The organism is Acidocella aluminiidurans (assembly GCF_055383125.1).
The window spans coordinates 2,099,925-2,124,858 of sequence record NZ_AP031589.1 but is presented as its reverse complement, the minus strand read 5'-3'; the positions used below and the strand labels follow the sequence as shown (position 1 = coordinate 2,124,858).

Below are 24,934 nucleotides of genomic sequence, written 5' to 3'. Positions count from 1 at the left end.
GCACCTATGGCTTGTTGGGTGTCATAAAATTAAATTTTAGCGCCATTCTTATTGCCGCCAAAGCACCAAAATCTCTGGAAGTCTAACGGAATATGCTAACATGTCGTCATTTGCTGCGCGCAAATCCGAATTGGAGTTCGTTGGCTGCCGCGATTGCGGACAAATCCAGTCAATTGCCGCTGCGGCTTATGGCGGCTCACTGCGTTGTGTCCGATGCGGCTACACTCTGGAACGATTGAACGGGCGCAGCCTCACTTTGGCCTTCGCCTGTAGCCTGGCGACCTTACTGCTGCTATTTCCTGCCAATCTGCTGCCGATCCTGCAGGTCAATATTCTCGCCGCAACCAACCATAGTTATATTGCTTCCGGCGTAGTCGGGATCTGGGCGCAGGACTGGCCAGTGGCCGCCATCGTCATCGGGCTGGAGATCATCGCTCTGCCCTTTCTGCGCTTTGGTCTGCTCAGCCTGGTGCTGGGCATGCTTTGGCTTGGCCGGCCAGCGGCGTGGCTCGGGCGTGGGTTTCGCTGGGCCGAGTGGCTGGATAACTGGGCGATGATGGATGTTTTCGTCTTTGGCGGCTTCATCGGCTATGAGCGTGTGGTGCAGGAACTGCCGGTGCGGATTCTTCCCGGCGGTTATTGCGTTATTGCTGCGGCCTTCCTGTCTCTGGTAACGCGCGCCGCGCTCGAGCGCCGGCAGATCTGGCGGCGCATCGGCCCCGTCGCTCGCGAGGCCGCACCGGACATGATCTGCTGCACCAGTTGCGACCATCCGGCGCCGCCGGTGGCCGAAGGCCGACCTTGCCCGCGCTGCGGCGCCACGATGTGGCGCTGCCGGCCCTATGCGCCGATGCGCGCCATGGCCCTCACTCTGGCCGGCTTCGCCTTCTATCCGGTCGCTTATCTCTACCCGATGGAATCAAGCGACGTGCTGGGGGACCTCACCGGCTATTCCATTCTCACCGGCGTATTCAAGCTGGTGCAGGCTCATTTGTGGATCTTCGCCGTGATCATCTTCAGCGCCAGCGTGCTGATCCCGCTGCTGAAACTCTTCGCCTTCGCCTGGTTCGGGCTCTCCATCCAGCGCCGCTCCCGTGCCCGGCTGCGGCTGAAAACCCGGCTCTACCGGCTGATCGACACGATCGGCCGCTGGTCGCATATCGATGTCTTCACCGTCTCGGTGTTCCTGCCGCTGATGCATCTTTCCGGATTGCTGGCCGTTCTCGTCGGCAAGGCGCTGCCCGCTTTCCTGGCGGTGGTGGTGCTGACCATGTTGGCCGCCTCGCTGTTCGACCCGCGGGCGATGTGGCTGGCCGCGGAGCGGCGGGCATGAGCGAAACCCCACCGCCGCCGCCCGAACAGGCCGCCTTCCGCCCCTCGAAATGGCCAGGGCTGATTTGGGCGGTGCCGCTGGCGGCGGTGGGCATCATCGGCTGGCTGAGCCTCAGCGCCTTCGTGCATCACGGGCCGCGTGTGCGGGTGGCATTTCCGGTGACTGGCGGCTTGCGGGCCGGCACCACAAAGGTTGAGTATCAGGGCTATGTGGTCGGCCATGTCAGTGCCGTGCGGCTCGGGAAAGATCTGCAAAAGCTGCAGGTGACGCTGGATTTCGACAATCGCATGGCCGGGCATCTGGGCCCGGGCACGCGTTACTGGCTGGCCGGTACCCGTTTCAGCCTGGCGCATCTCAGCAATATCAAGGATATGATCTCAGGCCCGGTGGTGATGCTGGACCCGCATGCCGGCGCCACGGTCACGCATGCCCAAGGGCTGGGGGCGCCCCCGGCATTGAGCGGCTCGCCGCCCGGCCTACCCCTCACCCTCACCGCCGCGCGGCTGGACAATCTTTCCGCCGGCTCGCCGGTTTTCTTCAAAGGCTATCATGTCGGCCAGGTGACCAGCGTGGCGATGGCGCCGGATGGCGGGCATTTCAACATTGCCCTGTTCATCAAGGCGCCTTGGGAAGGGCTGGTCACCGCGCGGACGCGCTTCTGGAACGCTGGCGCCGTGCGACTCTCCACGGGCGGCGGCGGGCCGGGGGTGCAATTACAATCCGTTCCGGCGCTGCTGATGGGGGCGGTGGCGTTCGAGACGCCGCCTGTCCCGGGCGCCGCGCCGGCAAAAAGCGGCGCCACCTTCACGCTGTATGCCAGCAAGACGCAGGCGCAGGATGCCCCGGGGCAGGACGCGGTGCGCTACGCGGCAATTTTTCCTGGCGGGCCGCACGGGCTCAAGCCCGGCGCGCCGGTGCAGATCGAGGGGGCGTCGGCCGGCAGCGTCAGCGATGTCGCCTTGCAGTATGACGCGGGGCAGGGCGCGCTGCGGACCCGAGTGACCTTCAGCCTCTCCCCCGAGCGCGCCGGGGTGGCGGATGCGGCCGGGCTCAACGCCATGCTGGCGACATTGGTGGGCAAGGGGCTGAGGGCTGAGATGGGCAGCAGCGTGCCGGTGGTCGGCGGCAAGATTATCCAGCTGGAGATGGCCAAAGATGCACCCCCGGCCGCCATCCAGCCCGGCACGCCGCCTTTGATCCCCAGCTTCGGTGCCGGCGGCGGCGATGTCAGCGGCGTCATCACCCAGCTCAACCAGGTGCTGGCCAGCGTCAACGGCATGCGGCTGGACCAGATCGCCGCCAATGTGCAGAGCGCCACCCGCCATATCGCCAGCCTCACCGGTTCGGCGCAGACCCGGCGCACGCTGCGCCATCTTGACCAGACGATGCGCCATATCGACGACATCACCCGCCGGGCCGATGCGCAACTGCCGGCCCTTCTCAGCGCGGTTCAACAAAGCGCCGATCAGGCCCAGCACGCGCTGCGCGATGCGCGGAACCTGCTGGCGGCGCAGCGCCAGGGCAATGCGGCGGCGGATAGCGGCGACCTGCCGCAGACGCTCTACCAGCTGTCCGAGGCGGCGCGTTCGCTGCGCGCGCTGTCTGATTTTCTCACCAGCCATCCCGGCGCGCTGTTGACCGGGCGGAGGGATTGACGATGCGACGAACCGTACTGCTTCTGCTGCTCCTGCTTTCCGCCTGCGCCGGCAAGCCGACCACCTATCTGACACTCGTCCCGGTGCCGGGCGTGGCGCGGCCGGCCTTCGGGCTGCAAGCGCTCGCGGTCAGCGCCATCGACATTCCTCCGGCCATCGACAGGCTGCATCTGACCACCGGTGCGGCGCCTGGGGTGCTGCATGTCGCGGGCAATACCCAATGGGCCGGGCCGCTGGGACCGATGGCGCGGATCGTGCTGGCGCAGGATCTGGCGGCACGGCTGACACGCACGGATGTGCTGATGCCCGGTGACCCGCTGCCGCCAGAGGGCGCCGCCAGCCTGCAGGTGACGGTGCAGGATTTCATGCCCGATGCGACGGGCCAGGTGCGCTTGCGCGCGGACTGGACCGCGCTGGCGCCTGACGGGCAGCGGGTACTGGCGCAAGGCCGGTTTTCGCAGCGCTTCGATAGCGGCCAGGTGGCGGCTGACGAGGCGCGGTGCATGAGCCAGGCCCTCGGCGCCCTCGCCGACCAGATTGCCCTCCGGCTGGCGGGGCGGGCATGAGGCGGGCCCTGGTCATCGCCTTGTTTCTCGCCGGGCTGGGGCTGGCCACGGCGGCGGTGCTTTGGCTGGGGGCCGGTAAGGTGCTGCATGCCTTGTCCACGCTCGGCCCGGGCGGGCTGGCGGCGATCCTGCTCTGGCAGCTGGCGGTGTTCATCATCCTGGCCGGCGCCTGGCGGGTGCTTCTTCCCGGCGCGCCGTTCTGGCTAACGGTCTGGGGCCGGCTGGTGCGCGAGGGCGGCGAGACGTGCCTGCCATTCTCGGAGATTGGCGGGCTGGTATTTGGCACCCGTGCGGTGATGCTGGGCGGCGCCAGCCTGCCGCGCGCCGCTGCTTCCAGCCTCGCGGACATGATCTGCGAAGCGGCGGGGCTGGTGCCGTTTATCCTGATCGGGCTCGGGTTGCTGCTGGCGCGCGCCCCGCATGACGGGCTGATCTGGCCGCTGGCGGGCGGGCTGGTGCTGCTGCTGGCCGGGGCGGGGGGCGGCTATCTCGCCCGTCGCCGGCTGGCGCGGCTGGCGCGCGGCGCGGTGACGCGGCTGCTGCGCCCCTGGACCAAGAGCGCGCCGCGCGAGGCCGAGGCGATGCAAGCGCAGACCACCAAGCTGCTGCATGACCGGCCGCGCCTGGCGCTGGCCGCCTTGATCCATTTCCTGGCCTGGTGCGCCGGGGCCGGCAATATCTGGCTGGCTTATCATTTTCTTGGCGCAGCGGTGAGCCCGGTGGCGGCGCTGGGTATTGAGAGCCTGCTGAGCAGCGTCCTGGCGGTGGCCTTTCTGGTACCGGCGGCGCTGGGGGTGCAGGAACTGGCCTATATCGCCATTGGCGGCGCCTTTGGCGTGCCGCCGCATCTCTCCCTCGCCCTCTCCTTCATCCGCCGCGCGCGGGATATTCTGATCGGCGCGCCGGCATTGGCGATCTGGCAGGGGTTGGAGGCGCGGCGTTTGCGCCAGCGGACGAAGGAGGCCTGAGCCGATGCCCGCCACCGACATGCGAGGGCTGGGATGGCTGCTGGCGGCCGTCGCGACCGCGGCGCTGCTCTGGACGTTGTCGGGTGTGGTGATGCTGGTCTTTGCCGCGATCCTGCTCGCGGTGTTGCTGCGCGGCGCGGCGCTGCTTCTGGCCCGCTACACCCGCCTGCCGGTTGGCGGCGCGTTGGCGGTGATCATCCTGCTGCTGGTTTCCGTGTGCGGCGGGTTCGGTTGGTATTTCGGGCCGCGCTTTGTCAGCGAGGGTCAGCAATTGCTCCTCCAGATCCAGCATTATGCCGGGCATTTGCAACAGGATCAGGGCTTCTGGGGGCAGCTGGCGCGCCGGGCGATGGCGGCCAAGGGGGATTTCGCCATCGCACCGCTGGCACCGAAAGTACTGACGATGACGTTCGGCACTGGCGGCGGCATCCTGCTGCTGCTGGCCACGACGCTGTATTTGGCGATTTCGCCGGATCTCTATCTGCACGGCATCATCCGCCTGCTGCCTGTGCCCCGCCGCCGCCGGGCGGAAGACATCGCCTTCCAGCTCTGCCAGACGCTGCGCTATTGGATGCTCGGGCAGTTGGTGGACATGGGCGTGGTCGGCGTCCTGTCGATGACCGGCTTGGCGCTGCTCGGCATTCCACTGCCGTTGGCGTTGGGGGTGCTGGCGGGACTGTTGACCTTCGTGCCTTATGTCGGCGCCATCCTCGCCGGCATACCGGCGGTCATCCTCGCCTCCACCGTCGGGAAGCTGGCGATGCTCTGGGTGGTGCTGCTTTATACCGGCTGCCATTTGGTGGAAGGCTATTTGGTCGCCCCGCTGGTTTCACGCCGAACAGTGGCGCTGCCGCCCGCCGTGACCATCCTCGCGATGGCGGTACTGGGCGAGCTGTTCGGCTTCATGGGCCTGTTATTGGCCACCCCTTTGGCGGCGGCGGTGATTTTGCTGGTGCGGGAGATTTATGTGCGGGATTATCTCGAGGGCTGATTGTCCTGAGAGGGGCATGAAGAATGACGATTTCGAACGCACCAAAACCTCAACCGCCGGGGTAGGGTTTTTTGTGCGGTCCCTGGAGCCGGATGGCATAAGATGGAAACGCTGCGTGATTGCATCTTATGGCTGAATCCACCTTTAAATCATATTTAAATCATAAGTGAGAGGGCGATTCAGACGTTGAATTTACCCGCAAGGCGGATCAACCCAACGTCACCGCACTCTGGTAGGGCAGTTCGACGGCACCGCTGGGTGTGTTGGAAGAGATCAGCACCCAGCCCTGCCGCTCAATATAACGCCGGCAAACCTCAACCTGAATTCACGCTGGCCAGCACGGCAAGGATCAAAATCTTCAGGCTAGAAACGCGTGGTCAGACGGAGGTCAAAAAAATCTCCGGCGACGTCGTTTCTGACAGCGAAATTGTGATTCCATAGCGCCGTTAGTTTGAGGCCATTATGGAATTCATAAGATGCGATAGGGCCGATTCCGTAATTGATGCTGCGCGTACCGGGCTTGTTTTTCCCGTTTATTGTATCATTGCCGATCTGGATTTCCTGCTCGCCGCCTAGACCCAGGCCCCAGTCACCGATTTCCTTCATGAAGGTATAGTCGGCGGAAAATTCAGGGGCGGAGCGGTAACTATAATTTGGCGCGGTTTCGCTGGTAACAGGTATGGCGTAATGGGTGCCGATGCTGATATTCCAATCGCGATAGAGCCAGCTGACGCCGAAATCCGGCTGGATGGTGGTGTAGCCATTGCCTGACGGCGCGCCGCCATTGGTGAGTTTCCCTTGTACCAGGTCAGACATTTTATTTGTGGCGTCGTCCAGCAAAATGGTCAGGCCGGCGCGGACAAAGAGATGATGCGGCAGCGACCAGGAGAGGGCGCCTGGCATGAGGATGGTGTTGTAGATTCCGAAATTGCCACCGCCGCCGCCGAAATCGCGTTGCAGAGGCTGATAGCTGTTATAGTCGAAAGGCTGGCCGATGCCCGCCGCGTAGTTGCCACCGAGAATTTTAATGCCGGGAACCCAGAGTAGGATGGGCACTTCCACCAGCGCGCTGAGATTGGTGCCGGAGATTTTGTTGCCGTTATTATCGAAGCTGCTGTAGCTGGTGTAATAATTGTCAAGTTCGCCATAGAGACCCGGCGGGGGCAGAGCGCCGGCGGGAAGGCCTTCAAACACGCCGCGCAGATAAGGGTCCCATAATTCCTCGGCTTTCGCGCTGACGAAATTCATGCAGCTATAGAGTGCGGTCATGCCAAACAGAACGGACAGTTTTTTATTATATCGCATTTATACTCCCCAATTTTGAATATGTTGTGACGTCGCCGCGCGCCGGCGCCTCTCCGGCGTGGGGCCGAGGCGCGGTGGTGTCGGGCGGATGCGGGTAGGAGGCTCGCCGCCATGAAATCAGCCGCGCCTTACCGGCCTGGCTGTGGCGCCGATGAAGCAGCACGCCGGCGCGGCGAGCGAAATCTACTATTTCACCAAGGTATAGTTGTTCCCCCGTTTTAAGTATGGAGCTTTTGTTGTGGGCGCTCCAGAATGGGGGCAGAGGTTTTAACATCTGCCCGATGCTTAAAAAGATTATGATTTTTTAAGGATGAAGCGCAAGTGATGAAAAGCCAAACGCAGCCGAAAAGCCACTGAACCGAGCGATGTTGCTACGGGTTGCGGCAAAAGCGCCACACTTGATACCTTTAAAGTATTTTTGTGAGACCGTGCAGGTTTGTTCCGTGGCCGCGTGATAATCTGGGTCAGAGGCGTTCGAGCCCTTCAGGCACGCCATAGCCCCATTCCGCATAACGTTCCGCGATAATTTGCGCCATGAGGGCCAGTTCCGGAGAATGATCGCCGGTGCGGTGGCTGAGAATAATGGGGGAGGTGATGGTCTCGACAAGCTCTTTGTAGCTCACACCATCAACCTGCGATTTCTGGACGGATTCCGGCACGATGCACACGCCTTCCTCAGCCGCGACAAGGCCGATGGCAATTTGCAGTTCGCGGGCTTCGTGCGCGACGGCGGGGCTGAGGCCATGGTCCTGAAACAGGCCGAGAACCTGGTCGGCATAGCTGGGGCGGGGGCTGCGCGGATAGAGAATTTGCGGAACAGTGGCTAAATCCTGCAACGATACGGGTCCGTCACCGTTTAGCGGGCTGGCTGAGGGAATGGCGGCCACGAGCGGCTCCTCCCGCAGGATGATGCGGCGCACAGCGTCGTCATCGAAGCGGATGCGCCCAAACCCGATATCAATCCTTCCCTCCTTCAGGGCGTTGATCTGCTCCAGGCTGGTGAGTTCCTGCAAGGTGATCTCGATATGCGGCGCAGCGGCGCGGAAAGCCCGGATCAACGGCGGGAGGCGGGCATAGATTGTGGAGGCAACGAAGCCGATGCGGAAACGGCGTTTTTCCATCGCCAGAGCGCGCTTGAGCATCTCCTGCATTTCCTCAACCCGGTTGAGGACCTGTTTGGCTTGGTCGTAAAGCAGCTTTCCGGCCGGGGTGAGGCGCAGGGGGCGGCTTGAGCGGTCGAACAGCGGGGCGCCGATCTCCTCTTCCATTTGCTGGATCTGCCGGCTGAGGGGTGGCTGCGCGATCCGCAGTTTTTGCGCGGCAGAAGTGAAATTCCGCTCGGTGGCGACGGTGATGAAATAGCGAAGCTGGCGCAAATCCATGACTATACCTCTTGGGTATGAATATTAGATATATTTAGTGTTGGCAAAAGGTTTTTGAGAGGTTTAGCCGTCTCGTCATAGCAAGAAAGCATGATTGGAAACGATGTGGCGCTCACACTTGCCAGACTTGAAACGGTCTTATTGGACCTGCCGACAATCCGCCCGCATGTGCTGGCGATGGCGACGATGCGTGTGCAGAGCATCGTGCTGGTCCGGCTGACCAACAGCGATGGCGTGGAGGGGATTGGCGAAGGCACCACGATTGGCGGGGCGAGCTATGGGCCGGAAAGCCCGGAAGGTATCAAGCTGGTCATCGACCGCTATATTGCCCCGCTGCTGGAAGGCGAGGATCTCACCCGCGTGGGCGCGGTAATGGCGAAGATCAATAAACACGTCGCGGGCAATAATACCGCTAAATGCGCGGTGGAGACGGCCTTGCTGGACGCGCAGGCGCGGCGGCTGGGCGTGGCGGCTTCGGAGCTGATTGCTGGGGGCGGGTGCGGTCGCATCTGCCGGTCGCCTGGACATTGGCCAGCGGCGAGACCGCACGCGACATTGAGGAAGCCGAAGCCATGCTGGCCGCCCGGCGGCATAATGTTTTCAAACTGAAGATTGGCAAGCGCGATGTGCGCGCGGACGCGGCGCATGTGGAGGCGATAAAAAAAGCCCTGGGTGAGCGGGCCAGCGTGCGCGTGGATGTGAACCAGGGCTGGAGCGAGACGCAGGCGGAATTAGGGATGCGGTTATTGGCGCAAGCCGGTGTGGATTTGGTGGAGCAGCCGGTTATGCGCGGCTCAGGCGCGCTGGCGCGGCTTTCCGCGCGGCATGACGTGCCGATTATGGCGGATGAATCCCTGCACGGGGCGCGGGACGGATTCGCGGTGGCGGCAGGCGCGCAGGCGCGGGTGTTCGCGATTAAAATCGCCCAGTCTGGCGGGTTGTTCCCGGCGAGTGATGTGGCGCGGATGGGCCACGCGGCGGGGCTGGGGCTGTATGGCGGCACGATGCTGGAAGCAGGCGTTGGGACGGCCGCCTCCGCGCAGCTTTGCGCCACCTTTCCAAGCCTTGAATGGGGCACGGAGCTTTTTGGGTCGCTGCTGGTACGGGAGGATATTCTCGCGGAGCCGCTCCGCTATGCGGATTTCAGCTTGCAGGTGCCGGACGGCCCGGGGCTGGGCGTGCAACTCGACGAAGCAAAGGTCGCGCATTTCCGCCGTGACCGTACGGCGCCGCTTCTGCATGCCGTTGCCAAGAAAGGGGAGGCAAATGCTGTTTCAGGTTGAGATGGATGTGAATATTCCTCTGGGGTTTAATCCGGAGGAAGCCGCGAAATTGAAGGCGGCGGAAAAGGCGCGGTTTCAGGAACTGCAAAAGTCCGGAGCCTGGCGGCATATCTGGCGGGTTGTGGGGCGCTACGCCAATCTCAGCATTTTCGATGTACCCGATAACGCGACCTTACATGAATTGCTGACCACGCTTCCGCTTTATCCTTTCATGACGGTGCGGGTGACGCCGCTCTGTCGGCACCCATCCTCAGCCTATGCTGACGACCGCTGAATTTCCGCAAAATGAACGTTAAAACTTGAAAAGAGGAACAGAATGACCAAGATTTCAAAAACGCCAGATATGGAAGCTTTCATCGGCAAGATCGCCAATCTCAAGGGGCATGCCGATGCCCGCTTGAACAAGATCGTGGCCAAGATCATTGGGGATCTGTTCGATACGATTCACGAATTCCAAGTCACCGAGGATGAGTTTTGGAAGGCGCTGAATTATATGGCCGCGTCGGCGCCGGAATTCGGACTTTGGGCGGCAGGCGTCGGGCTTGAGCATTTCCTGGATGTGGAGATGGACAACCGCGACCGCGCTGCCGGGATTCCCGAAGGCACGCCGCGCACGATTGAAGGCCCGCTCTATGTCGCCGGCGCGCCGCTGCTGGAAGGCGGTGGCCGGCTGGATGACGGCACCGACAAAGGAGAGGTGCTGATGATGCGCGGCCAGGTACGCGACACAGATGGCAAGCCGGTGCCGGATGCCATCGTTGATGTGTGGCACGCGAATACGCTCGGCAATTACTCTTACTTTGACAAGACGCAGAGCGATTATAATATGCGTCGCCGGATCCGGACCGATGCGGATGGCCGCTATTGGTTCCAGAGCATCATGCCCTCCGGCTATGGCTGCCCGGAAGGTTCTGGCATTGAGCGGTTCCTGGCGGCGCTTGGACGCCATGGCAAACGTCCCGCCCATATCCATTTTTTCGTCACCGCGCATGGGCATCGTCAGCTGACCACGCAGATTAATATCGAAGGTGATCCGCTGGTGCATGACGATTTCGCCTTCGCGACCCGCGACGGGCTGATCCCGCCGGTGACGCGTCATTCTGACCCGGCGACGATCCATAAAGCCGGGCTGAACGAGCCTTTCGCGGAAATCGAGTTCGACTTTACCCTGACGCTGGCGAAATCCGAGGATGATGAGGAATTCTCATCCCGCGCCCGCGCCCAGGCAGCCTGATCATATAGGAGCGCGGCAATGGGCAACGCAATTCTAGACTATCTCGACAATGCAATCGTCGACGACAGGCAGAACGGTGTGTTCCGTTGCCGTCGGGATGTCTTTACCGAGCCGGCTCTGTTCGAGCTGGAGATGAAACATATCTTCGAAGGCAACTGGGTGTATCTGGCGCATGAAAGCCAGATCCCGGAAAACGACGATTATTTCACGACCTGGATCGGGCGCAAGCCGGTTGTCATCACGCGGGATAAAACTGGTGCGCTGCACGCCATGGTGAATGCCTGCGCGCATCGCGGTGCCACGCTGTGTCGCCGCAAGCATGGCCAGAAAGGCAGCTTCACCTGTCCTTTCCACGGTTGGACGTTCAGCAATACCGGCAGGCTGTTGAAGGTAAAAGACGGCAAGACGGGGGAATATCCGGCCAGCTTTAACCAGAATGGTTCACATGATCTGGCGCGCGTGCCGCGCTTTGCCAATTATCGCGGCTTCCTGTTCGGCAGCTTTAACGAGACTGTGTTGCCGATTGAGGAACATCTGGGCGGGGCGAAGCGCATTATCGACCAGATTGTTGCACAGGCCCCGGAAGGGATCGAAGTTTTGCGCGGCAGTTCCTCGTATATCTACGATGGGAATTGGAAGCTGCAGATGGAGAACGGGGCGGATGGCTATCATGTCAGTTCCGTGCACTGGAATTATTCCGCGACCATGGGGCGGCGGAATTATGAGGCGGAGGGCACGCGGACGGTCGATGCGAATGGCTGGTCGAAGAGTGTTGGCGGCGTCTATGCGTTTGAGCACGGACATATTCTGCTTTGGACCAAATTGCTGAATCCTGAGGTCAGGCCGATTTATGCGCAGCGTCAGGCCCTTGCCGAACGTGTGGGGGATAAGGAGGCTGAGTTTATCGTCTCGCAAACCCGCAATCTGGGGCTGTATCCGAATGTCTATCTGATGGATCAGTTCTCCACGCAGATCCGCGTGGTGCGGCCGCTCAGTGTCGATCAGACCGAGGTGACGATTTACTGCTTCGCGCCCAAGGGTGAAAACGCCAAGGACCGGGCGTTGCGGATCCGGCAATATGAGGATTTCTTCAATGTCAGCGGCATGGGGACGCCGGACGATCTGGAAGAATTCCGTGCGTGCCAGGGTGCTTATGAAGGCGCCGGGGCGCTGTGGAATGATCTGAGCCGCGGGGCGACGCGCTGGATCGACGGGGCGGATGAAAATGCCCTGGCCATGGGGCTAAAGCCAATATTGAGCGGTGAACGCAGCGAAGATGAGGGGTTGTTTGTCCGTCAGCACGAATATTGGGCGCACGTGCTGCGCCAGGCGGTCGTTGAAACCGGCGCCGCGGCGATGGAGGCGGTGGCATGAGCGCGGTGCTGGACAAGATTATGAGCCAGGATGAGGTGACGGCGTTTCTCTACCGTGAGGCGCGGCTGCTGGATGATCGCGCCTGGGAGGAGTGGCTGCAATGCTATGCGCCGGATGCGGTGTACTGGATGCCGGCTTGGGATGATGATGATACGCTTGTGGACGACCCGCAAAGCCAGATTTCCTTGATCTATTACCCGAACCGGGAGGGGCTGGAGGATCGCGTGTTCCGCATCAAGACCGAGCGCTCCGGCGCCACCAGCCCAGAGCCGCGCACCAGCCACAATATCAGCAACATCGAAATTCTGAGCCTGCAGCAGGATGAGGTTAAGCTGCGCTTCAACTGGCACACGCTCAGCCACCGCTACAAAAAGACCGATCAGTTTTTTGGCGCCAGCTATTACACGCTGACCCTGCGCGATGGCACGCCAAAGATTGCAAACAAGAAAGTGGTTCTGAAGAACGACTATATTCATCAGGTCATAGATATCTATCATATTTAGAGCCAGAATTCAGGAAACGAACCATGAGCTACCGTGTCGCATTGAACTTTGAGGATGGCATCACGCGATTTATCGACGTGAAAGATGATGAAAAACTGCTCGATGCCGCCTACCGGAATAAGATCAATCTGCCGATGGATTGTTCAGATGGTGTCTGCGGCACGTGTAAATGCCGATGCGAGACCGGCGCGTACGAGCTGGGCGATGAGTATCTTGACGAGGCGCTGACAGCGGATGAAGCGGCGCAGGGTATGGTGCTCACTTGTCAGATGGTGCTGAAAAGCGATTGCACGGTCGCGGTGCCGATGGCCTCCAGCGCCTGCAAGATCAAACCCGCGCAGCAGCACGGCAGCATTATGGAGGTGGCGCAACTTTCGCCCAGCACCATTCTGCTGAAGCTGGCCCTCGAGCAGCCGGCTGAGTTTCTGGCCGGGCAATATGTGCAGCTGGACATCCCCGGCACGGCGCAGAGCCGTGCTTATTCCTTCAGCACGAAGCCTGGCACCAAGGAGGCGGGGTTTTTGATCCGCAATGTGCCGGGCGGGAGGATGAGTGGCTGGCTGAGCGCGGGGGCGAAGCGGGGCGATAAAATGAGCTTTACCGGTCCGTTCGGTAGCTTTTACCTGCGCGCGGTGGAGCGCCCGGTTTTGATGCTGGCGGGCGGCACCGGGTTGGCGCCGCTGCTGTCCATGCTGGAGCTGCTGGCCGAAAACGGCACCGACCAGAAACTGCATCTGATCTATGGCGTAACACGCGACGGAGACTTGGTGGAAACCGACCGGCTGGATGATCTGGCGGCACGGCTGCCGAGCTTCAGCTGGACAAGCTGCGTTGCGGACCCGCAGAGCACGCACTCGCGCAAGGGGTATGTCACCGAGCATCTCGCCGGAACACCGGTGGAGGCAGGAGATTGCGATGTGTATCTCTGCGGGCCGCCGCCGATGGTGGAGGCGGTACGCCAGAGCTTCGCGGTACGCGGCTTCACGCCCTCCCGGTTCCTATATGAGAAATTTGCGGTGAGTGCGGCGGCATGATTTTTTCGGGACGCTTCGCGGGCAAGGCCATGGTGGTGACGGGCGCCGCGCAGGGCATTGGCAAAATGGTGGCGCTGCGCGCCGCTTCAGAGGGCGCGCGGGTGCTGCTGGTGGACCGCGCGCCATTTGTGAGCGAAACCGCAGCGGAGGCGGATGGCGAGGCCTATGGCCTGGTCGCGGACTTGGAAGGCTATGCGGGGCCGAAGCGGCTATGGACAAGGCACGAACCTTGTTGGGCGGTGTTGATGTGCTGATCAATAATGTTGGCGGCGCGATCCGTATGCGGCCTTTCCACGCGTTTGAGCCCGGGCAGATTGAGGCGGAGATCCGGCGGTCTTTAATGCCCACGCTCTGGTGTTGCCATGCCGCGCTGCCGGTGATGCTGGCGCAAAGGCGTGGGACCATTGTGAATATATCGTCCACCGCGACTTGCGGCATAAGGCGTGTGCCATATTCGGCGGCCAAGGGGGGATTAACGCGATGACGGCCTCTCTGGCCATGGAATATGGGCCGCTGGGTATCCGCGTTGTGGCGGCAGCGCCGGGGGGCACGCAGGCCCCGTCGCGCCGCGTGCCGCGCAACCCGGATGGTGACAACGACCAGGAACAGGGCTGGATGGCCGAAGCCGTGGCGCAGGTTACGGCCTCCACTTACATGAAACGTTACGGCACGCTGGAGGAGCAGGCCGGACCAATTTTGTTTCTTGCCTCGGATGAAGCCGCCTATATCACCGGCAGTGTGCTGCCGGTTTCTGGTGGCGATCAAGGGTGAAACGAAGAGCCTGGAGGGTCTGAAAGGCTGTTTATCTGATGTGGCCCGTGCGGTTATCGGAAAGGTTCAGGCGCTGCACACCTGTTACCCCGCTTGAGGTTTCATAGAGCGGTTTTGCGCCTGTTGAGACGAGGTGGAAATTGCTGGCGTCGTCGTTGCGAGATGTGAAGGCTCGTATTAGCCCGCTGTTCGCGCAATCGCGGACGGCGGAGAATGGGGGCTGTTTTTGGCTAGGCTGCTGGATGGCGAGCCGCGCAAGACGGGGTGGATGCGTACGGAGGCGGCGGATGATTCCGGCCCGTGGCGGCGCCACCAAAGGGCCGGGCCTTTTTGACTGGTGCTATCTCGAGTTGGCGACGCTGGACGCTGAAGAATTTAATGACGCTAATCACGGCCCCTGGACACGCGGCTTGCTGTCCCGTCGGCACATCAATCGAGACACTGGTCAAAGTCGAAGACCAGGGTTGGGCGGAGGTCGTCAAGGTTCTGCCTACGCAGAAGGTGGAATGCGACCGGGGGAGATCGAGGACAGCTTCAAGACCACCAAGAGAGTCCGCACCTGGCTATCCAGACTTGCCCACTAACGTTTCTCAGACCTTCTCGGACGCGGTTCCTTGGAATGGTGATGATCCAGAAAACGGATATGATATTATTAATCGAGTTATTGGTGATGAAGAGTCGGCCAATGGGTCTTACTGGGCAGAAGGTATTGATGCGCCTAATACCGAGGCTGAGTGGCGCTCAGATTTTGCCGTCAAGAACGATTGGAACGGCGATGGGGGATATGTGATATCGTCAACTAAAGGTTTGAGAGGATGGATAGGACCAGCAGCGCCACAAATGTCAAGTGATGGATCGAGTGTCCTGCTTGGCAATGGACAACAAATATGGATACCAAGGGATTCGGCTTCTCCGTCAAGTCCGATTCCAACGCCTTGGAACGATGCGGGAAACTAAAACTTGCAATATCAAGAGCTTTGCATAAAAATCGAAAATCTTAAAAAACTCATGCTTGCCACATTTGATTTCGAAAAACCCTACAAGCCGGTTACGAACTGCGTGGAATACCTTGATGTCATTGAGAACAAGCTAAAAAACCTTTACGAAGCTTCTGGGCCCAACACTAGATTTGGTGCCTTGATGAGCATCGTTCAAATGGCGCGTGGTCTATATGATACCGTTGATTGGTATAACTATCCGAAAGTGGATACCGCGATCACGGATATAAAAAAAATAGCAGAAGGCATTATTGACGCAGAGAATTTATGGCCGACTCCAAAGAAAAACACCTCACTTTGAGGGCTTTGAAAGGACCAGAAGCCATTTGCCCTGGCATTGAAGAAGAATATGCCGACGCCATGGAGCGCATCGCCTTCCTGCTCGACGCCTTCAAGGACTACCCCGCCTCGAACGAAACTGCGCATGGCCGCGTGGTCTATCAGCTCCGCTGGCTCAAGCAGGAGATCGACGCGCAGCGCTTGCCTGTTCCCGTGCATAAGAGCTGGATCAGTACGCTCTGCTATGTTCTCGGCTCTTGCGAAGTAGATGACACCAAGGAAATCGCCAAAGCCTTGGGGGAGTTAAAGCGTATCTTGCAAGGCCCTGGCTTGCTCAAGCCTCGGCATTTCCCGGTTATCGCGGCGCAGATCGACGATCTGGTGGCTGATATTCATCTATTTGGAGATCCGCTGACACCGGATGAAATAAAGTTGGTCGCGGATTTAGAAGACACCGCCAAAGGGATTCGATCCGGTCAAATTGTTCCTCCCCTGACCGTGCCAAAAGGTATTCACCCTCTGAGGTTGGCTTTGATGCACGCCAAACGGCTAGAAAATGTACTCCCACAGCCACCAAACCCACATGAGTATTGGAAACAATCACATTTTTTGCAACTTCCTCTATTTTCAGCCTGGCGTCCTTACGTAGCCCAAAAGCCTCTCTTGGCAGCACCTAATCCTGGGTTGGGGCCAGAAGCACCCGACTTCACGCTTGTTCGTGATCTGGTGAAAACCAACATAACGAAAACATAAGTCTCGCCAGCCCCTATTTGACACAACAGTTTTGCAAACTTCGCTGGCCCGGGCAGTTCAGAGGATTATTCTCTTTCATAAGATATGACCGAAACGTACCAAACGGTGTCCTGCCCGATAATTTTGACGTCATTCCAGTTCTTCTCAGCTGATCCGAACGAATGTCCGCTTGTGAACGCTGGTTACTTCAAAGCCGCCGGGCAGTTCTAGGTCCGAATCGTCCAAAGTATTAGACGGACGGTACGCGCCGTCACCGCTCCGGAGCTCTCGTCAAATACACGAAACCGGACATTCTAATCATGGGAAGATGCGGGCTACTAGTGTAGCAGATTTACGCCCTTCCTGGTCACAAAGCTGGGCGGATTTGTCTCACTTAGACATTCTCATGAATGTACTACCTTCTGAATTTTGAAGTGATATTTGTTACGAAAACACGAAACTATAACAACAAAAACCCGCTACAAAAAATTGTTAAGTCAACTATATAACTAAAAATCTCAATTCCTCATGTCGCTTTTTGAATTGCATTAGTTAAATTTATAATCCGGTATATTAAAATGCTCTTGGACAATCCGCTCCAGAGCAGTCTCGAATAGTTGAATGTTGCTTAACATGCACGCTAGATCGTGTGCACCTGCAATATTTCCAAATCCATATTGCAGGACCGCTGACCGAACAATAAGCAATGCGGATTCCACTGATTTCACAGGGCCGCAAAATAAGTGGGCTTTATTTTTCGACAGCTTCAACCACAACCTATTTAACCCTCCTTCTACCATTGTCATAGCGCGTTTACCGTTGGGGAGCCCAACGTCTGGCATTAGAGCATCATTGATACTTCTATTATCCGTACCGATTAGGTATCCCAACAGCTGAGCCGAAGTCTCTGTCCAATCTTGGCTTCGCTCTCCACATGACGATTTAAAAAGCCTGCATATATTCCTATTATGGGCAATAAATTCCAAATTCTTACAAAGCTTTAGTGGTATGTCGTCGTCTATCATAAATTCGGCAGTGTAATCGCCATTCCAAAGCCAAACATTTCCCTGTTTTCTCAACGGGCCGTCTTCTCCAAAGCCAAACATTTCCCTGTTTTCTCAACGGGCCGTCTTCGGTCTCTGGATCATATGCGATGACGTGTTTGAGAGTGCTGGGGTCGCGATTTGTAACAAGAAAACGATATGCATGCGGGCGGTAAGCGGCCATGGCTTCCACCCAATAAATCTGCTTATCCTTTACGAGATCGGCCCATCGGAAGTTGAACGAAACCGTGCCATAAATCGATCCCGTAGCCCAATAATTGGCAGAGACCCAAGAAACATGCATCCGTGTTTTGTTGAGCCTGCTTTCATCATATACTAATCTAGCCTTGACTTTCCTATCTTCAATGATCCTACGAGCGTCAGAAACGTGCGCAACATGGCACACATCTTCTAAAGCAGCGCAATCACCGGGGCGTAGACGATTCGATAAAGAAATTTTGCATCCGTACGACGTCCATTCGGGCATGATCAGTATTCCTACCGCATCGGCAATCTAGTCAAATGATAATATTATGCTTGAGGGGGGATTGCAATTCGGGGTTACCAGGAAGAAAGCCTGCTTTTGCCGCTGCCATCTAGATAGCCGTCGGGCAGCTTTCGACGTACTGGCTAGCAATGCTCCGCAGAATGGCTTCTCGTTCGCCCGTCTTTCCCCTTACAAGAAAGCGATAATTGAGCCGCCCATTTGCATCTATGAATGACGAAACGTCGCGCCGCCTTAAATTGTTCGCTTCACCAACTCGCATGCCGCTGTTGAGCAAAACTTGAACATAGTTACGAAGCAATATCCTCGAGTATCGCCACTGATCGTTTTTGCACTCTTCAATCCAGTACTCCAGTTTATTCAACAAGATATCAATTTCATGAGGTGTAAATGCTGGCCTGACACGATGCGTTTTCATCTTGAAGCGATATGATGGCATCGGCTCTTTGCCCCGATAACCACGTTCAGTCGCAAATCTCAAAAGTGTACGCCCAAGTGTGCTTTCCCAAAGAATGGTTTTATCTGTTGGATGAAGCCTGGCGTTCTTTGGTAGCACCTTCATCTTCGAATAATAGGCGCGACGCCAATCAATGTAGCCTTTGAGCTGTGCATCTCCGATACTGCTGACGGGCTTATCGCCAGCATAGGCACGCCAGAACTTCACCACGCGCTTGATCTGCCTAAGCATAGCAGGGGAGGTGTAATGCTCGTCTTTCTGCTTCAGCCCTGCACCGTCATGTTGCCGTTGGCGCAGCGCTACATATTCATCAATGACCTCGTTGAGGGTGCGATCCTGAATCACCAACCCATGCTGCTGCTTAAACTCGACCTCATGCAGCAACTTCAGAGCAATTTGCTTGGCTTTATCAAGGTCGCCCGTCTTCAGGCCACGCCAGAGATATTCACCAGAACCGAGGCTGATACGCGCCTCATAATTTCGTCCACGCAGCGACAGCACAAGCCTGCCGCCTTCCAAACGTATTTTCTCGTTCAATTTTGCCTAGCTTTTGCCTAGAAGTGCCTAGACAACCCGTTGATAAGTTTAGGGACTGTCTAAGCACTGTATAGGCAAGCGGAAGCGTTTCCTACGACGTAAGCTATTGATAAGCGCTAGTTTTAAAGGCGCCCGTGGCAGTGCTTGTATTTCTTGCCGGAGCCGCAGGGGCAGAAGGCGTTGCGCGGGGTGGCGTTCCAGGTTTCGGGGCGGGCAGGGTCCACCTCGTCCGAGGAGAAGCCTTCCACCACCGGGTCGCTTAGCGCCGGGGCGCCGGGGGCCGGGTGCAGCTCCTGCGTCGCCTCGGCCTGCGGCTCGGCCGGCATCTGCACGCTCACATGCGCCATCGCCACCGTGACGCGTTCCTTCAGGTCATCCAGCATGGCGGCGAACATCGAGAAGGCTTCGCGCTTATATTCATTCAGCGGGTCGCGTTGGCCATAGCCACGCAGGCCGATGCCCTGGCGCAGATAATCCAAGCCCAGCAGATGCTCCTTCCAGACCGTATCCAGCGTCTGCAGCAGCACGGATTTCTCGATATAGGCGGTGAGCTGCGGGCCGAAACCGGCGGCCTTGGCGGCGGCGGCCTCGGCGGCGGCCTGCTCGATGCGCTCGCGCAGATGCACCTCGTCGATGCCCTCTTCCGCCGCCCAGTCGGCAACCGGCAGATCCAGCCCCAGCACGCGGGCAATGTCCGCCGCCAGCTCCGCCGTCTGCCATTGCTCGGCGAACGCCTTTTCCGGCACGCGGTTTTCCACCATCGCGGCAATGACATCGTTGCGCATCTCGGTGACGATGTCCGAGACATCCTCGGCGCGCATGAACTCCCGGCGCTGGGCGTAGACCTCCTTGCGCTGGTCGTTCATTACGTCATCATATTTCAGCACGTTCTTGCGCATGTCGAAATTGCGGATTTCGACCTTCTTCTGCGCCTTCTCCAATGCCTTGTTGATCCAGGGATGGATGATCGCCTCGCCATCCTTCAGCCCCAGCTTCTGCAGCATGCCGCCCATCCGGTCGGAGCCGAAGATGCGCATCAGGTCGTCTTCCAGGGAGAGGAAGAAGCGTGAGGCGCCGGGGTCGCCCTGGCGGCCGGAGCGGCCGCGCAGCTGGTTGTCGATGCGCCGGCTCTCATGGCGCTCGGTGCCGATGACGAAGAGGCCGCCGGCGGCCTTCACCAACGCATGGTTGGCCTCGATCTCGGCGCGCAGGGCGGCGGGGTCGATATTCGGCTCCAGCGCCAGGCGCATCTCGTAATTGCCGCCGAGTTTGATGTCGGTGCCGCGCCCGGCCATGTTGGTGGCGATGGTGATGGCGCCCGGCGCGCCGGCCTGGGCGACGATCTTGGCTTCCTGCTCGTGGAAGCGGGCGTTCAGAACGCTGTGCTGGATGCCCTTGGCGGTGAGCAGGTTGGAGATGATCTCGCTCTTCTCGATCGAGGTGGTACCGACCAGCACCGGCTGGCCGCGCTCCCGGCATTCCTGGATCAGGCTGGCAACCGCCTCATATTTCTCGGCCGCCGAGCGATAGACTTCGTCATGCTGGTCGTCGCGCGCCACCGGTACGTTGGTGGGGATTTCGACGACGCTGAGCTTGTAGATCTGCTCGAACTCGTCCGCTTCGGTCATCGCCGTGCCGGTCATGCCGGAGAGCTTGGGGTAGAGGCGGAAATAATTCTGGAAGGTGATGGAGGCCAGGGTTTGGTTCTCCTGCTGAACCTCCACCCGCTCCTTGGCTTCCAGCGCCTGGTGCAGGCCATCCGAATAGCGGCGGCCTTCGAGCATGCGGCCGGTGAATTCGTCGATGATGACGATTTTGCCGTCGCGGACGATGTAATCGACATCGCGGGCGAACAAGGTGCGGGCGCGCAAGCTTTGTTGGACGTGATGGACCAGGGCGACATTGCTGCGGTCATACAGCCCGCCGGTGAGCAGGCCGGTCTGCTGGAGCATCTCTTCGACCGTCTCGGCCCCCAGCTCGGTCATGTTCACCGTGCGGGCTTTCTCGTCCTTCTCGTAATATTCGTGCTTGCCGTCCTCGGCGAGCTGGCCGCGGGCGAGGAAGGCCTCGACCACCGCATCCACCTGGGCGTAGAGGCCGGTGGGCTCATCGGAGGGGCCGGAGATGATCAGCGGGGTGCGGGCCTCGTCGATCAGAATCGAATCGACCTCATCGACGATGGCGTAGAAGAAGGGCCGCTGGACCATGTCCTCCAGCCGGTACTTCATGTTGTCGCGCAGATAATCGAAGCCGAATTCGTTGTTGGTGCCGTAGGTGATGTCCGCGGCGTAGGCGGCGCGGCGGTGCTGCTCCTCGACGGCGGGGATGATGACGCCGGTGGACAGGCCGAGGAAGCCGTAGAGCTGGCCCATCTGCTGGGCGTCGCGGCTGGCGAGGTAGTCATTCACGGTGACGACATGCACGCCCTTGCCGGCGAGCGCGTTCAGATAGACCGCCAGCGTGGCGACCAGCGTCTTGCCCTCGCCGGTCTTCATTTCGGCGATGCGGCCTTCATGCAGCACCATGCCGCCGATCAGCTGCACATCGAAATGGCGCATGCCGAGCACCCGGCGCGAGGCCTCGCGGACCACGGCGAAGGCTTCCTCCAGCAGATCGTCCAGGCTCTCGCCGGCTTCGATCCGGGCTTTGAATTCGGCGGTTTTGGCGGCCAGGGCGGCGTCGTCCAGCGCCTGCAGGGCGGGCTCCAGCGCATTGATGGCGGCGACCCGGCGCTTGAAGCTTTTCAGGGCGCGGTCATTGCTGGAGCCGAAAACGGCGCGGGCGAGGCTGGAGAGCATGATGGACAGAAAATCCGCACGGCTGATGATAAAGGACGAGCGTTGACATAGTCGCGGGGGCTGGCAGGGTCAAATAACCGCGCCTCAGAGCAGCACGAAATCCTTGGCCGCCAAGGGCTCCGGCGGGGTTTCGCCCAGCGCCTCGGCGACGGCAATCTCGATGGCGCGGACCATCGCATCCAGCGGCAGGCCGTTGGCGGTGTCGGAGAACGGGGCTTCCAGCTCCTCGCCCAGCGCATCCAGCCCCAGGAAGGAATAGGCCAGGGTCAGGCTGAGGATCGGGGTGCAGATGCCCAGCGTATCCACCATGCCGAAGGGCAGCAGGATGCAGAACAGCCAGACCATACGGTGCAGCATCAGCGAATAGGCGAAGGGCATCGGCGCCCCGCGCAGCCGCTCGCAGGCGCTCTGGATGCCGGCCATGGTGCCGAGATGGTCGGAAAACAGCCGGTAGGTGATGTCGGAGATCCGCCCGTCGCGCTGGCGGGCGCCGAAATTATGCGCCAGTTCGGTCAGCAGGCGGCCGGGCCTGGCCGGGGCGGTGCCGCGCAGCTCGTGGCGGAGCTGGCTGGCGAAGGCGGCGGTCAGGCGCGCGCCCTGGCGGTGGAGCGGGTCTTCTTCCGGCAACAAGGCGGTGAGGTCGCGCAGGAAATTGCGCGCGGCGGCGATCAGCGCCCCCCATTGTTTGCGCCCCTCCCACCAGCGATCGTAGCAGGCATTGTTCCTGAAGCCGAGGAAGATCGGCACGGTGATGCCCAGCATGGTGAACGGCGCCGGGCTGGGGACGCCGATCAGGCCAGGCCAGAGATGGTGCAGCCCCACAGCGAGGATGGCGATCAGCCCGACGAAGATGAGCCGGGGGGCGATGGTCGGCAGCACCGAGCCGCGCAGCAGGAAGATCAGGCCAAAGCCGGTGGGCCGGGGGCGGACAATCATGGCCGGCCTCCTACACCGGACGCCTGGCCGGGGCCAGTCTTGCCGGGCGCGGGGCTTTGGCTCATAGGAGCGACATCGCAAAATAAGGTTTTTATAGATGCGCCATTCGTCCACGCTCTCCGCTCTGGCTCTTGCGCTGGCCTTGGCCGCGCCGGCCGCGCACGCGCAAACCACCGCGCCCGCCGCGCCGGCTGCCGCCCCCGCCGCGCCGGCCGATGCCAACCCGGTGGTCGCCACCGTGAACGGCGCGCCGATCCATATGAGCGAAATCCAGGCCGACGCGCAGAGCCTGCCGCCGCAAGCCCAGCAACTGCCGCCCGAGCAGCTGCTGCCGATGCTCGTCAACCAGGAAATCGACCGCAAGGCCCTGCTGATCGCCGCCCAGAAGGAGGACCTGCAGAAGGACCCCGAGGTGGCCAAGCGCATGCAGGATGCCGCCAATATCCAGCTGGAAAACGCCTATGTGCAGAAGGCCGTCGCCGCGCAGGTGACCGACACCGCCGTGCAGGCCTATTACGACCAGCATTACGCCAACAAGCCCGGCCCGGAGCAGGTGGATGCCCGCCATATCCTGGTGAAGACCAAGGCCGAGGCCGAGGACATCATCAAGCAGCTCAACAAGGGCGCGGATTTCGCCAAGCTGGCGGAGAAGGACAGCATCGACCCCGGCGCCAAGAATGGCGGGGAGCTCGGCTGGTTCTCCAAGGATGAGATGGTGCCGGCCTTCGCCGATGCCGCCTTTGCGCTGAAGAAGGGCGAATACACCAAGACCCCGGTGCAGACCCAGTTCGGCTGGCACGTGATCCTGAATGAAGGCCACCGCACCGCGCCGACCCCGGCGCTCGCCGATGTGCAGCAGGATATCCGCCAGAAGCTGACCGACCAGGCGGTGCAGAACGTGCTGGATCAGGTGCGCGGCCAGGTGAAGATCCAGGTCTTCGGGCCGGATGGAAAGCCGGTGCCGCAGACCCCGGCCGCCCCCGCCGCCGGCGCCGACAAGAGCAAGTAAGCCGAGATGGCCGGCCAGCTGCCCGTCTCGCCCTTGGCGCTCCCTATGCCTGTGCTGCCGCCGATCGCCGGTGTGCGTTTGGCGACCGCGGAGGCGGGGGTTCGTTATAAAGGGCGAACCGACGTGCTGCTGGCCGAGCTGGCGGAAGGTACGGCCGTCGCCGGGGTATTCACCAAAAATCTCTGCCCCGGCGCGCCGGTCACCTGGTGCCGGGAAGTCCTGCCCGGCGGCACCGCCCGGGCTTTGGTGGTGAATGCCGGCAATGCTAACGTGTTCACCGGCGCCGCCGGCGCCCGCGCGGTGGAGGCGACGGCGAAGGCCGCCGCCGCCACGCTGGGGGCGCGGACCGGCGAGGTCTTCCTGGCGTCCACTGGGGTGATCGGCGAGCCTCTGCCGGCGGAGCGGATCGTCGCGGTGATGGATCAGCTGAAGGCGGATCTGGCCGAGGATCGCTTTGCCGACGCGGCGAAGGCGATCATGACCACCGATACCTTCCCGAAAGGGGCCACACGCACCGCGAAACTGGGCGGGGTGGAGGTGCGGATCAACGGCATCGCCAAGGGGTCGGGGATGATCGCCCCGGACATGGCGACGATGCTGAGCTTCATCTTCACCGATGCCGCCATTCCCGCCGGCGCCCTGCAGGCGATGCTGAGCAAGAGCGTGGACAGCACGTTCAATTGCGTGACCATCGATTCCGATACCTCGACCTCGGACACGGTGCTGCTGTTCGCGACCGGTGCCGCCGGCAACAAGCCGACCGAAGACCCTGGCCAGCTGGCGGATTTCCGCCGGGCGCTGCACGAGGTGCTGCATGAGCTGGCGATGCTGGTGGTGCGCGACGGCGAGGGGGCGCAGAAGCTGGTGACAATCAAGGTCGAAGGCGCGGTGAGCCATGCCTCGGCGAAGAAGATCGCGCTCGCCATCGCCAACTCGCCGCTGGTGAAAACCGCCATCGCCGGTGAGGACGCGAATTGGGGCCGGATTGTCATGGCGGTCGGCAAGGCCGGCGAGCCGGCGGACCGGGACAAATTGGGTGTTGCGGTTGGCGGTGTCTGGATGGCCAAGGCTGGCGGCGTGGTGCCGGGCTATGACGAGACCCCGGTGGTGGCGCATATGAAAGGCCGCGAGATCGAGCTGGTGGTCGATATCGGGCTGGGCGAGGGCCATGCCACGGTGTGGACCTGCGATCTCACCCACGGCTATATCGACATTAACGGCTCCTACCGGAGCTGAAAAAG

23 protein-coding genes and 3 pseudogenes are annotated in these 24,934 nt (G+C 60.6%); 21 read left to right on the top strand and 5 right to left on the bottom strand.

The annotated features are described in order from the left end of the window. The first annotated feature begins 235 nt into the window (after positions 1-235). Genes ACZ46S_RS10530 through ACZ46S_RS10510 form a run of 5 tightly spaced genes read left to right on the top strand, consistent with a single transcriptional unit; the run spans position 236 to position 5,513 of the window. On the top strand, positions 236-1,333 hold the full coding sequence (locus ACZ46S_RS10530; RefSeq protein ID WP_464061687.1) for a paraquat-inducible protein A: 1,098 nt from the start codon (positions 236-238) through the stop codon (positions 1,331-1,333). Continuing rightward, positions 1,330-2,988, top strand: a complete 1,659-nt coding sequence (locus ACZ46S_RS10525; RefSeq protein ID WP_464061686.1) for a PqiB family protein — start codon at positions 1,330-1,332, stop codon at positions 2,986-2,988. Before ACZ46S_RS10530 ends, ACZ46S_RS10525 begins: the two co-directional genes overlap by 4 nt. 2 nt (positions 2,989-2,990) lie before the next feature. Next, the gene (locus ACZ46S_RS10520; RefSeq protein WP_464061685.1) at positions 2,991-3,554 is read left to right on the top strand and encodes a PqiC family protein; all 564 of its coding nucleotides are present in this window, start codon (positions 2,991-2,993) and stop codon (positions 3,552-3,554) included. Continuing rightward, positions 3,551-4,522, top strand: coding sequence for a lysylphosphatidylglycerol synthase domain-containing protein (locus ACZ46S_RS10515; protein ID WP_464061684.1), 972 nt, complete (start codon positions 3,551-3,553; stop codon positions 4,520-4,522). The genes ACZ46S_RS10520 and ACZ46S_RS10515 overlap by 4 nt, the downstream gene beginning before the upstream one ends. 4 nt (positions 4,523-4,526) lie before the next feature. Continuing rightward, on the top strand, positions 4,527-5,513 hold the full coding sequence (locus ACZ46S_RS10510) for an AI-2E family transporter (protein ID WP_464061683.1): 987 nt from the start codon (positions 4,527-4,529) through the stop codon (positions 5,511-5,513). A 363-nt stretch (positions 5,514-5,876) separates the two neighbouring features. Here ACZ46S_RS10510 and ACZ46S_RS10505 read toward each other — a convergent pair whose 3' ends face one another. Continuing rightward, a complete protein-coding gene (locus ACZ46S_RS10505; RefSeq protein WP_464061682.1) occupies positions 5,877-6,818 on the bottom strand; it encodes a SphA family protein in 942 nt (313 codons plus the stop codon). Between the two features lie 464 nt (positions 6,819-7,282). Continuing rightward, a complete protein-coding gene (locus ACZ46S_RS10500; protein ID WP_295740958.1) occupies positions 7,283-8,200 on the bottom strand; it encodes a LysR family transcriptional regulator in 918 nt (305 codons plus the stop codon). 141 nt (positions 8,201-8,341) lie between these two features. Between ACZ46S_RS10500 and ACZ46S_RS10495 the strand changes: the two genes are divergently transcribed. The 14 genes and pseudogenes from ACZ46S_RS10495 to ACZ46S_RS10430 all read left to right on the top strand — a co-directional run bounded on the left by ACZ46S_RS10495 (position 8,342) and on the right by ACZ46S_RS10430 (position 16,429). Then, positions 8,342-8,809 (top strand): hypothetical protein, encoded by a 468-nt coding sequence (locus ACZ46S_RS10495; RefSeq protein WP_464061681.1) that lies wholly within the window; start codon positions 8,342-8,344, stop codon positions 8,807-8,809. After that, positions 8,773-9,483, top strand: a complete 711-nt coding sequence (locus tag ACZ46S_RS10490) for an enolase C-terminal domain-like protein (protein WP_464061680.1) — start codon at positions 8,773-8,775, stop codon at positions 9,481-9,483. The genes ACZ46S_RS10495 and ACZ46S_RS10490 overlap by 37 nt, the downstream gene beginning before the upstream one ends. Before the next feature lies 1 nt (position 9,484). Then, on the top strand, positions 9,485-9,757 hold the full coding sequence (locus ACZ46S_RS10485) for a muconolactone Delta-isomerase (RefSeq protein ID WP_464061679.1): 273 nt from the start codon (positions 9,485-9,487) through the stop codon (positions 9,755-9,757). Between the two features lie 69 nt (positions 9,758-9,826). Further along, positions 9,827-10,717 carry a catechol 1,2-dioxygenase gene (catA, locus tag ACZ46S_RS10480; protein ID WP_464061678.1) on the top strand — a complete coding sequence of 297 codons (891 nt, stop codon included), beginning with the start codon at positions 9,827-9,829 and terminating at the stop codon, positions 10,715-10,717. Between the two features lie 18 nt (positions 10,718-10,735). Further along, on the top strand, positions 10,736-12,091 hold the full coding sequence (locus ACZ46S_RS10475; protein WP_464061677.1) for a Rieske 2Fe-2S domain-containing protein: 1,356 nt from the start codon (positions 10,736-10,738) through the stop codon (positions 12,089-12,091). Then, positions 12,088-12,594: a benzoate 1,2-dioxygenase small subunit gene (benB, locus tag ACZ46S_RS10470; protein WP_464061676.1), complete on the top strand. Its 507-nt coding sequence runs from the start codon at positions 12,088-12,090 to the stop codon at positions 12,592-12,594. The genes ACZ46S_RS10475 and benB overlap by 4 nt, the downstream gene beginning before the upstream one ends. A 23-nt stretch (positions 12,595-12,617) precedes the next feature. After that, positions 12,618-13,628 carry a benzoate 1,2-dioxygenase electron transfer component BenC gene (gene benC, locus ACZ46S_RS10465; RefSeq protein ID WP_464061675.1) on the top strand — a complete coding sequence of 337 codons (1,011 nt, stop codon included), beginning with the start codon at positions 12,618-12,620 and terminating at the stop codon, positions 13,626-13,628. Continuing rightward, a complete protein-coding gene (locus ACZ46S_RS10460; RefSeq protein ID WP_464061674.1) occupies positions 13,625-13,882 on the top strand; it encodes an SDR family NAD(P)-dependent oxidoreductase in 258 nt (85 codons plus the stop codon). Before benC ends, ACZ46S_RS10460 begins: the two co-directional genes overlap by 4 nt. After that, positions 13,840-14,399: pseudogene (locus ACZ46S_RS10455) on the top strand (SDR family oxidoreductase). The gene ACZ46S_RS10460 and the pseudogene ACZ46S_RS10455 overlap by 43 nt, the downstream one beginning before the upstream one ends. Positions 14,400-14,539: 140 nt before the next feature. Beyond that, positions 14,540-14,724 (top strand): annotated as a pseudogene (locus ACZ46S_RS10450) (IS701 family transposase); the annotation flags it as partial. Next, a pseudogene (locus tag ACZ46S_RS10445) lies at positions 14,702-14,834 on the top strand (IS701 family transposase); the annotation flags it as partial. The pseudogenes ACZ46S_RS10450 and ACZ46S_RS10445, both read left to right, overlap by 23 nt. A 138-nt stretch (positions 14,835-14,972) precedes the next feature. Then, on the top strand, positions 14,973-15,356 hold the full coding sequence (locus tag ACZ46S_RS10440) for a hypothetical protein (protein WP_464061673.1): 384 nt from the start codon (positions 14,973-14,975) through the stop codon (positions 15,354-15,356). Between the two features lie 3 nt (positions 15,357-15,359). Further along, complete coding sequence (locus ACZ46S_RS10435) at positions 15,360-15,698, top strand: hypothetical protein (RefSeq protein ID WP_464061672.1); 339 nt, start codon at positions 15,360-15,362, stop codon at positions 15,696-15,698. Next, positions 15,665-16,429 carry a hypothetical protein gene (locus ACZ46S_RS10430; RefSeq protein WP_464061671.1) on the top strand — a complete coding sequence of 255 codons (765 nt, stop codon included), beginning with the start codon at positions 15,665-15,667 and terminating at the stop codon, positions 16,427-16,429. Before ACZ46S_RS10435 ends, ACZ46S_RS10430 begins: the two co-directional genes overlap by 34 nt. Before the next feature lie 1,618 nt (positions 16,430-18,047). Here ACZ46S_RS10430 and ACZ46S_RS10425 read toward each other — a convergent pair. The 3 genes from ACZ46S_RS10425 to ACZ46S_RS10415 all read right to left on the bottom strand — a co-directional run bounded on the left by ACZ46S_RS10425 (position 18,048) and on the right by ACZ46S_RS10415 (position 22,684). Then, complete coding sequence (locus ACZ46S_RS10425; RefSeq protein WP_464061670.1) at positions 18,048-18,950, bottom strand: hypothetical protein; 903 nt, start codon at positions 18,948-18,950, stop codon at positions 18,048-18,050. Positions 18,951-19,072: 122 nt separating this feature from the next. Then, on the bottom strand, positions 19,073-21,748 hold the full coding sequence (gene secA / locus ACZ46S_RS10420; protein WP_464061669.1) for a preprotein translocase subunit SecA: 2,676 nt from the start codon (positions 21,746-21,748) through the stop codon (positions 19,073-19,075). Between the two features lie 84 nt (positions 21,749-21,832). Beyond that, complete coding sequence (locus ACZ46S_RS10415) at positions 21,833-22,684, bottom strand: bestrophin family protein (protein WP_464061668.1); 852 nt, start codon at positions 22,682-22,684, stop codon at positions 21,833-21,835. Positions 22,685-22,781: 97 nt separating this feature from the next. Between ACZ46S_RS10415 and ACZ46S_RS10410 the strand changes: the two genes are divergently transcribed. Next, positions 22,782-23,693, top strand: a complete 912-nt coding sequence (locus ACZ46S_RS10410; protein WP_464061667.1) for a peptidylprolyl isomerase — start codon at positions 22,782-22,784, stop codon at positions 23,691-23,693. 6 nt (positions 23,694-23,699) lie between these two features. Next, a complete protein-coding gene (gene argJ / locus ACZ46S_RS10405) occupies positions 23,700-24,929 on the top strand; it encodes a bifunctional glutamate N-acetyltransferase/amino-acid acetyltransferase ArgJ (RefSeq protein WP_464061666.1) in 1,230 nt (409 codons plus the stop codon). Positions 24,930-24,934: the final 5 nt, after the last annotated feature.

Coding starts and splice junctions, on each gene's coding strand:
- ACZ46S_RS10525 (WP_464061686.1), top strand. CDS start 1,330: ATGAGCGAAACCCCACCGCCGCCGCCCGAACAGGCCGCCTTCCGCCCC.
- ACZ46S_RS10520 (WP_464061685.1), top strand. CDS start 2,991: ATGCGACGAACCGTACTGCTTCTGCTGCTCCTGCTTTCCGCCTGCGCC.
- ACZ46S_RS10515 (WP_464061684.1), top strand. CDS start 3,551: ATGAGGCGGGCCCTGGTCATCGCCTTGTTTCTCGCCGGGCTGGGGCTG.
- ACZ46S_RS10510 (WP_464061683.1), top strand. CDS start 4,527: ATGCCCGCCACCGACATGCGAGGGCTGGGATGGCTGCTGGCGGCCGTC.
- ACZ46S_RS10505 (WP_464061682.1), bottom strand. CDS start 6,818: ATGCGATATAATAAAAAACTGTCCGTTCTGTTTGGCATGACCGCACTC.
- ACZ46S_RS10500 (WP_295740958.1), bottom strand. CDS start 8,200: ATGGATTTGCGCCAGCTTCGCTATTTCATCACCGTCGCCACCGAGCGG.
- ACZ46S_RS10490 (WP_464061680.1), top strand. CDS start 8,773: ATGCTGGCCGCCCGGCGGCATAATGTTTTCAAACTGAAGATTGGCAAG.
- ACZ46S_RS10485 (WP_464061679.1), top strand. CDS start 9,485: ATGGATGTGAATATTCCTCTGGGGTTTAATCCGGAGGAAGCCGCGAAA.
- catA (WP_464061678.1), top strand. CDS start 9,827: ATGGAAGCTTTCATCGGCAAGATCGCCAATCTCAAGGGGCATGCCGAT.
- ACZ46S_RS10475 (WP_464061677.1), top strand. CDS start 10,736: ATGGGCAACGCAATTCTAGACTATCTCGACAATGCAATCGTCGACGAC.
- benB (WP_464061676.1), top strand. CDS start 12,088: ATGAGCGCGGTGCTGGACAAGATTATGAGCCAGGATGAGGTGACGGCG.
- benC (WP_464061675.1), top strand. CDS start 12,618: ATGAGCTACCGTGTCGCATTGAACTTTGAGGATGGCATCACGCGATTT.
- ACZ46S_RS10460 (WP_464061674.1), top strand. CDS start 13,625: ATGATTTTTTCGGGACGCTTCGCGGGCAAGGCCATGGTGGTGACGGGC.
- ACZ46S_RS10430 (WP_464061671.1), top strand. CDS start 15,665: ATGGCCGACTCCAAAGAAAAACACCTCACTTTGAGGGCTTTGAAAGGA.
- secA (WP_464061669.1), bottom strand. CDS start 21,748: ATGCTCTCCAGCCTCGCCCGCGCCGTTTTCGGCTCCAGCAATGACCGC.
- ACZ46S_RS10415 (WP_464061668.1), bottom strand. CDS start 22,684: ATGATTGTCCGCCCCCGGCCCACCGGCTTTGGCCTGATCTTCCTGCTG.
- ACZ46S_RS10410 (WP_464061667.1), top strand. CDS start 22,782: ATGCGCCATTCGTCCACGCTCTCCGCTCTGGCTCTTGCGCTGGCCTTG.
- argJ (WP_464061666.1), top strand. CDS start 23,700: ATGGCCGGCCAGCTGCCCGTCTCGCCCTTGGCGCTCCCTATGCCTGTG.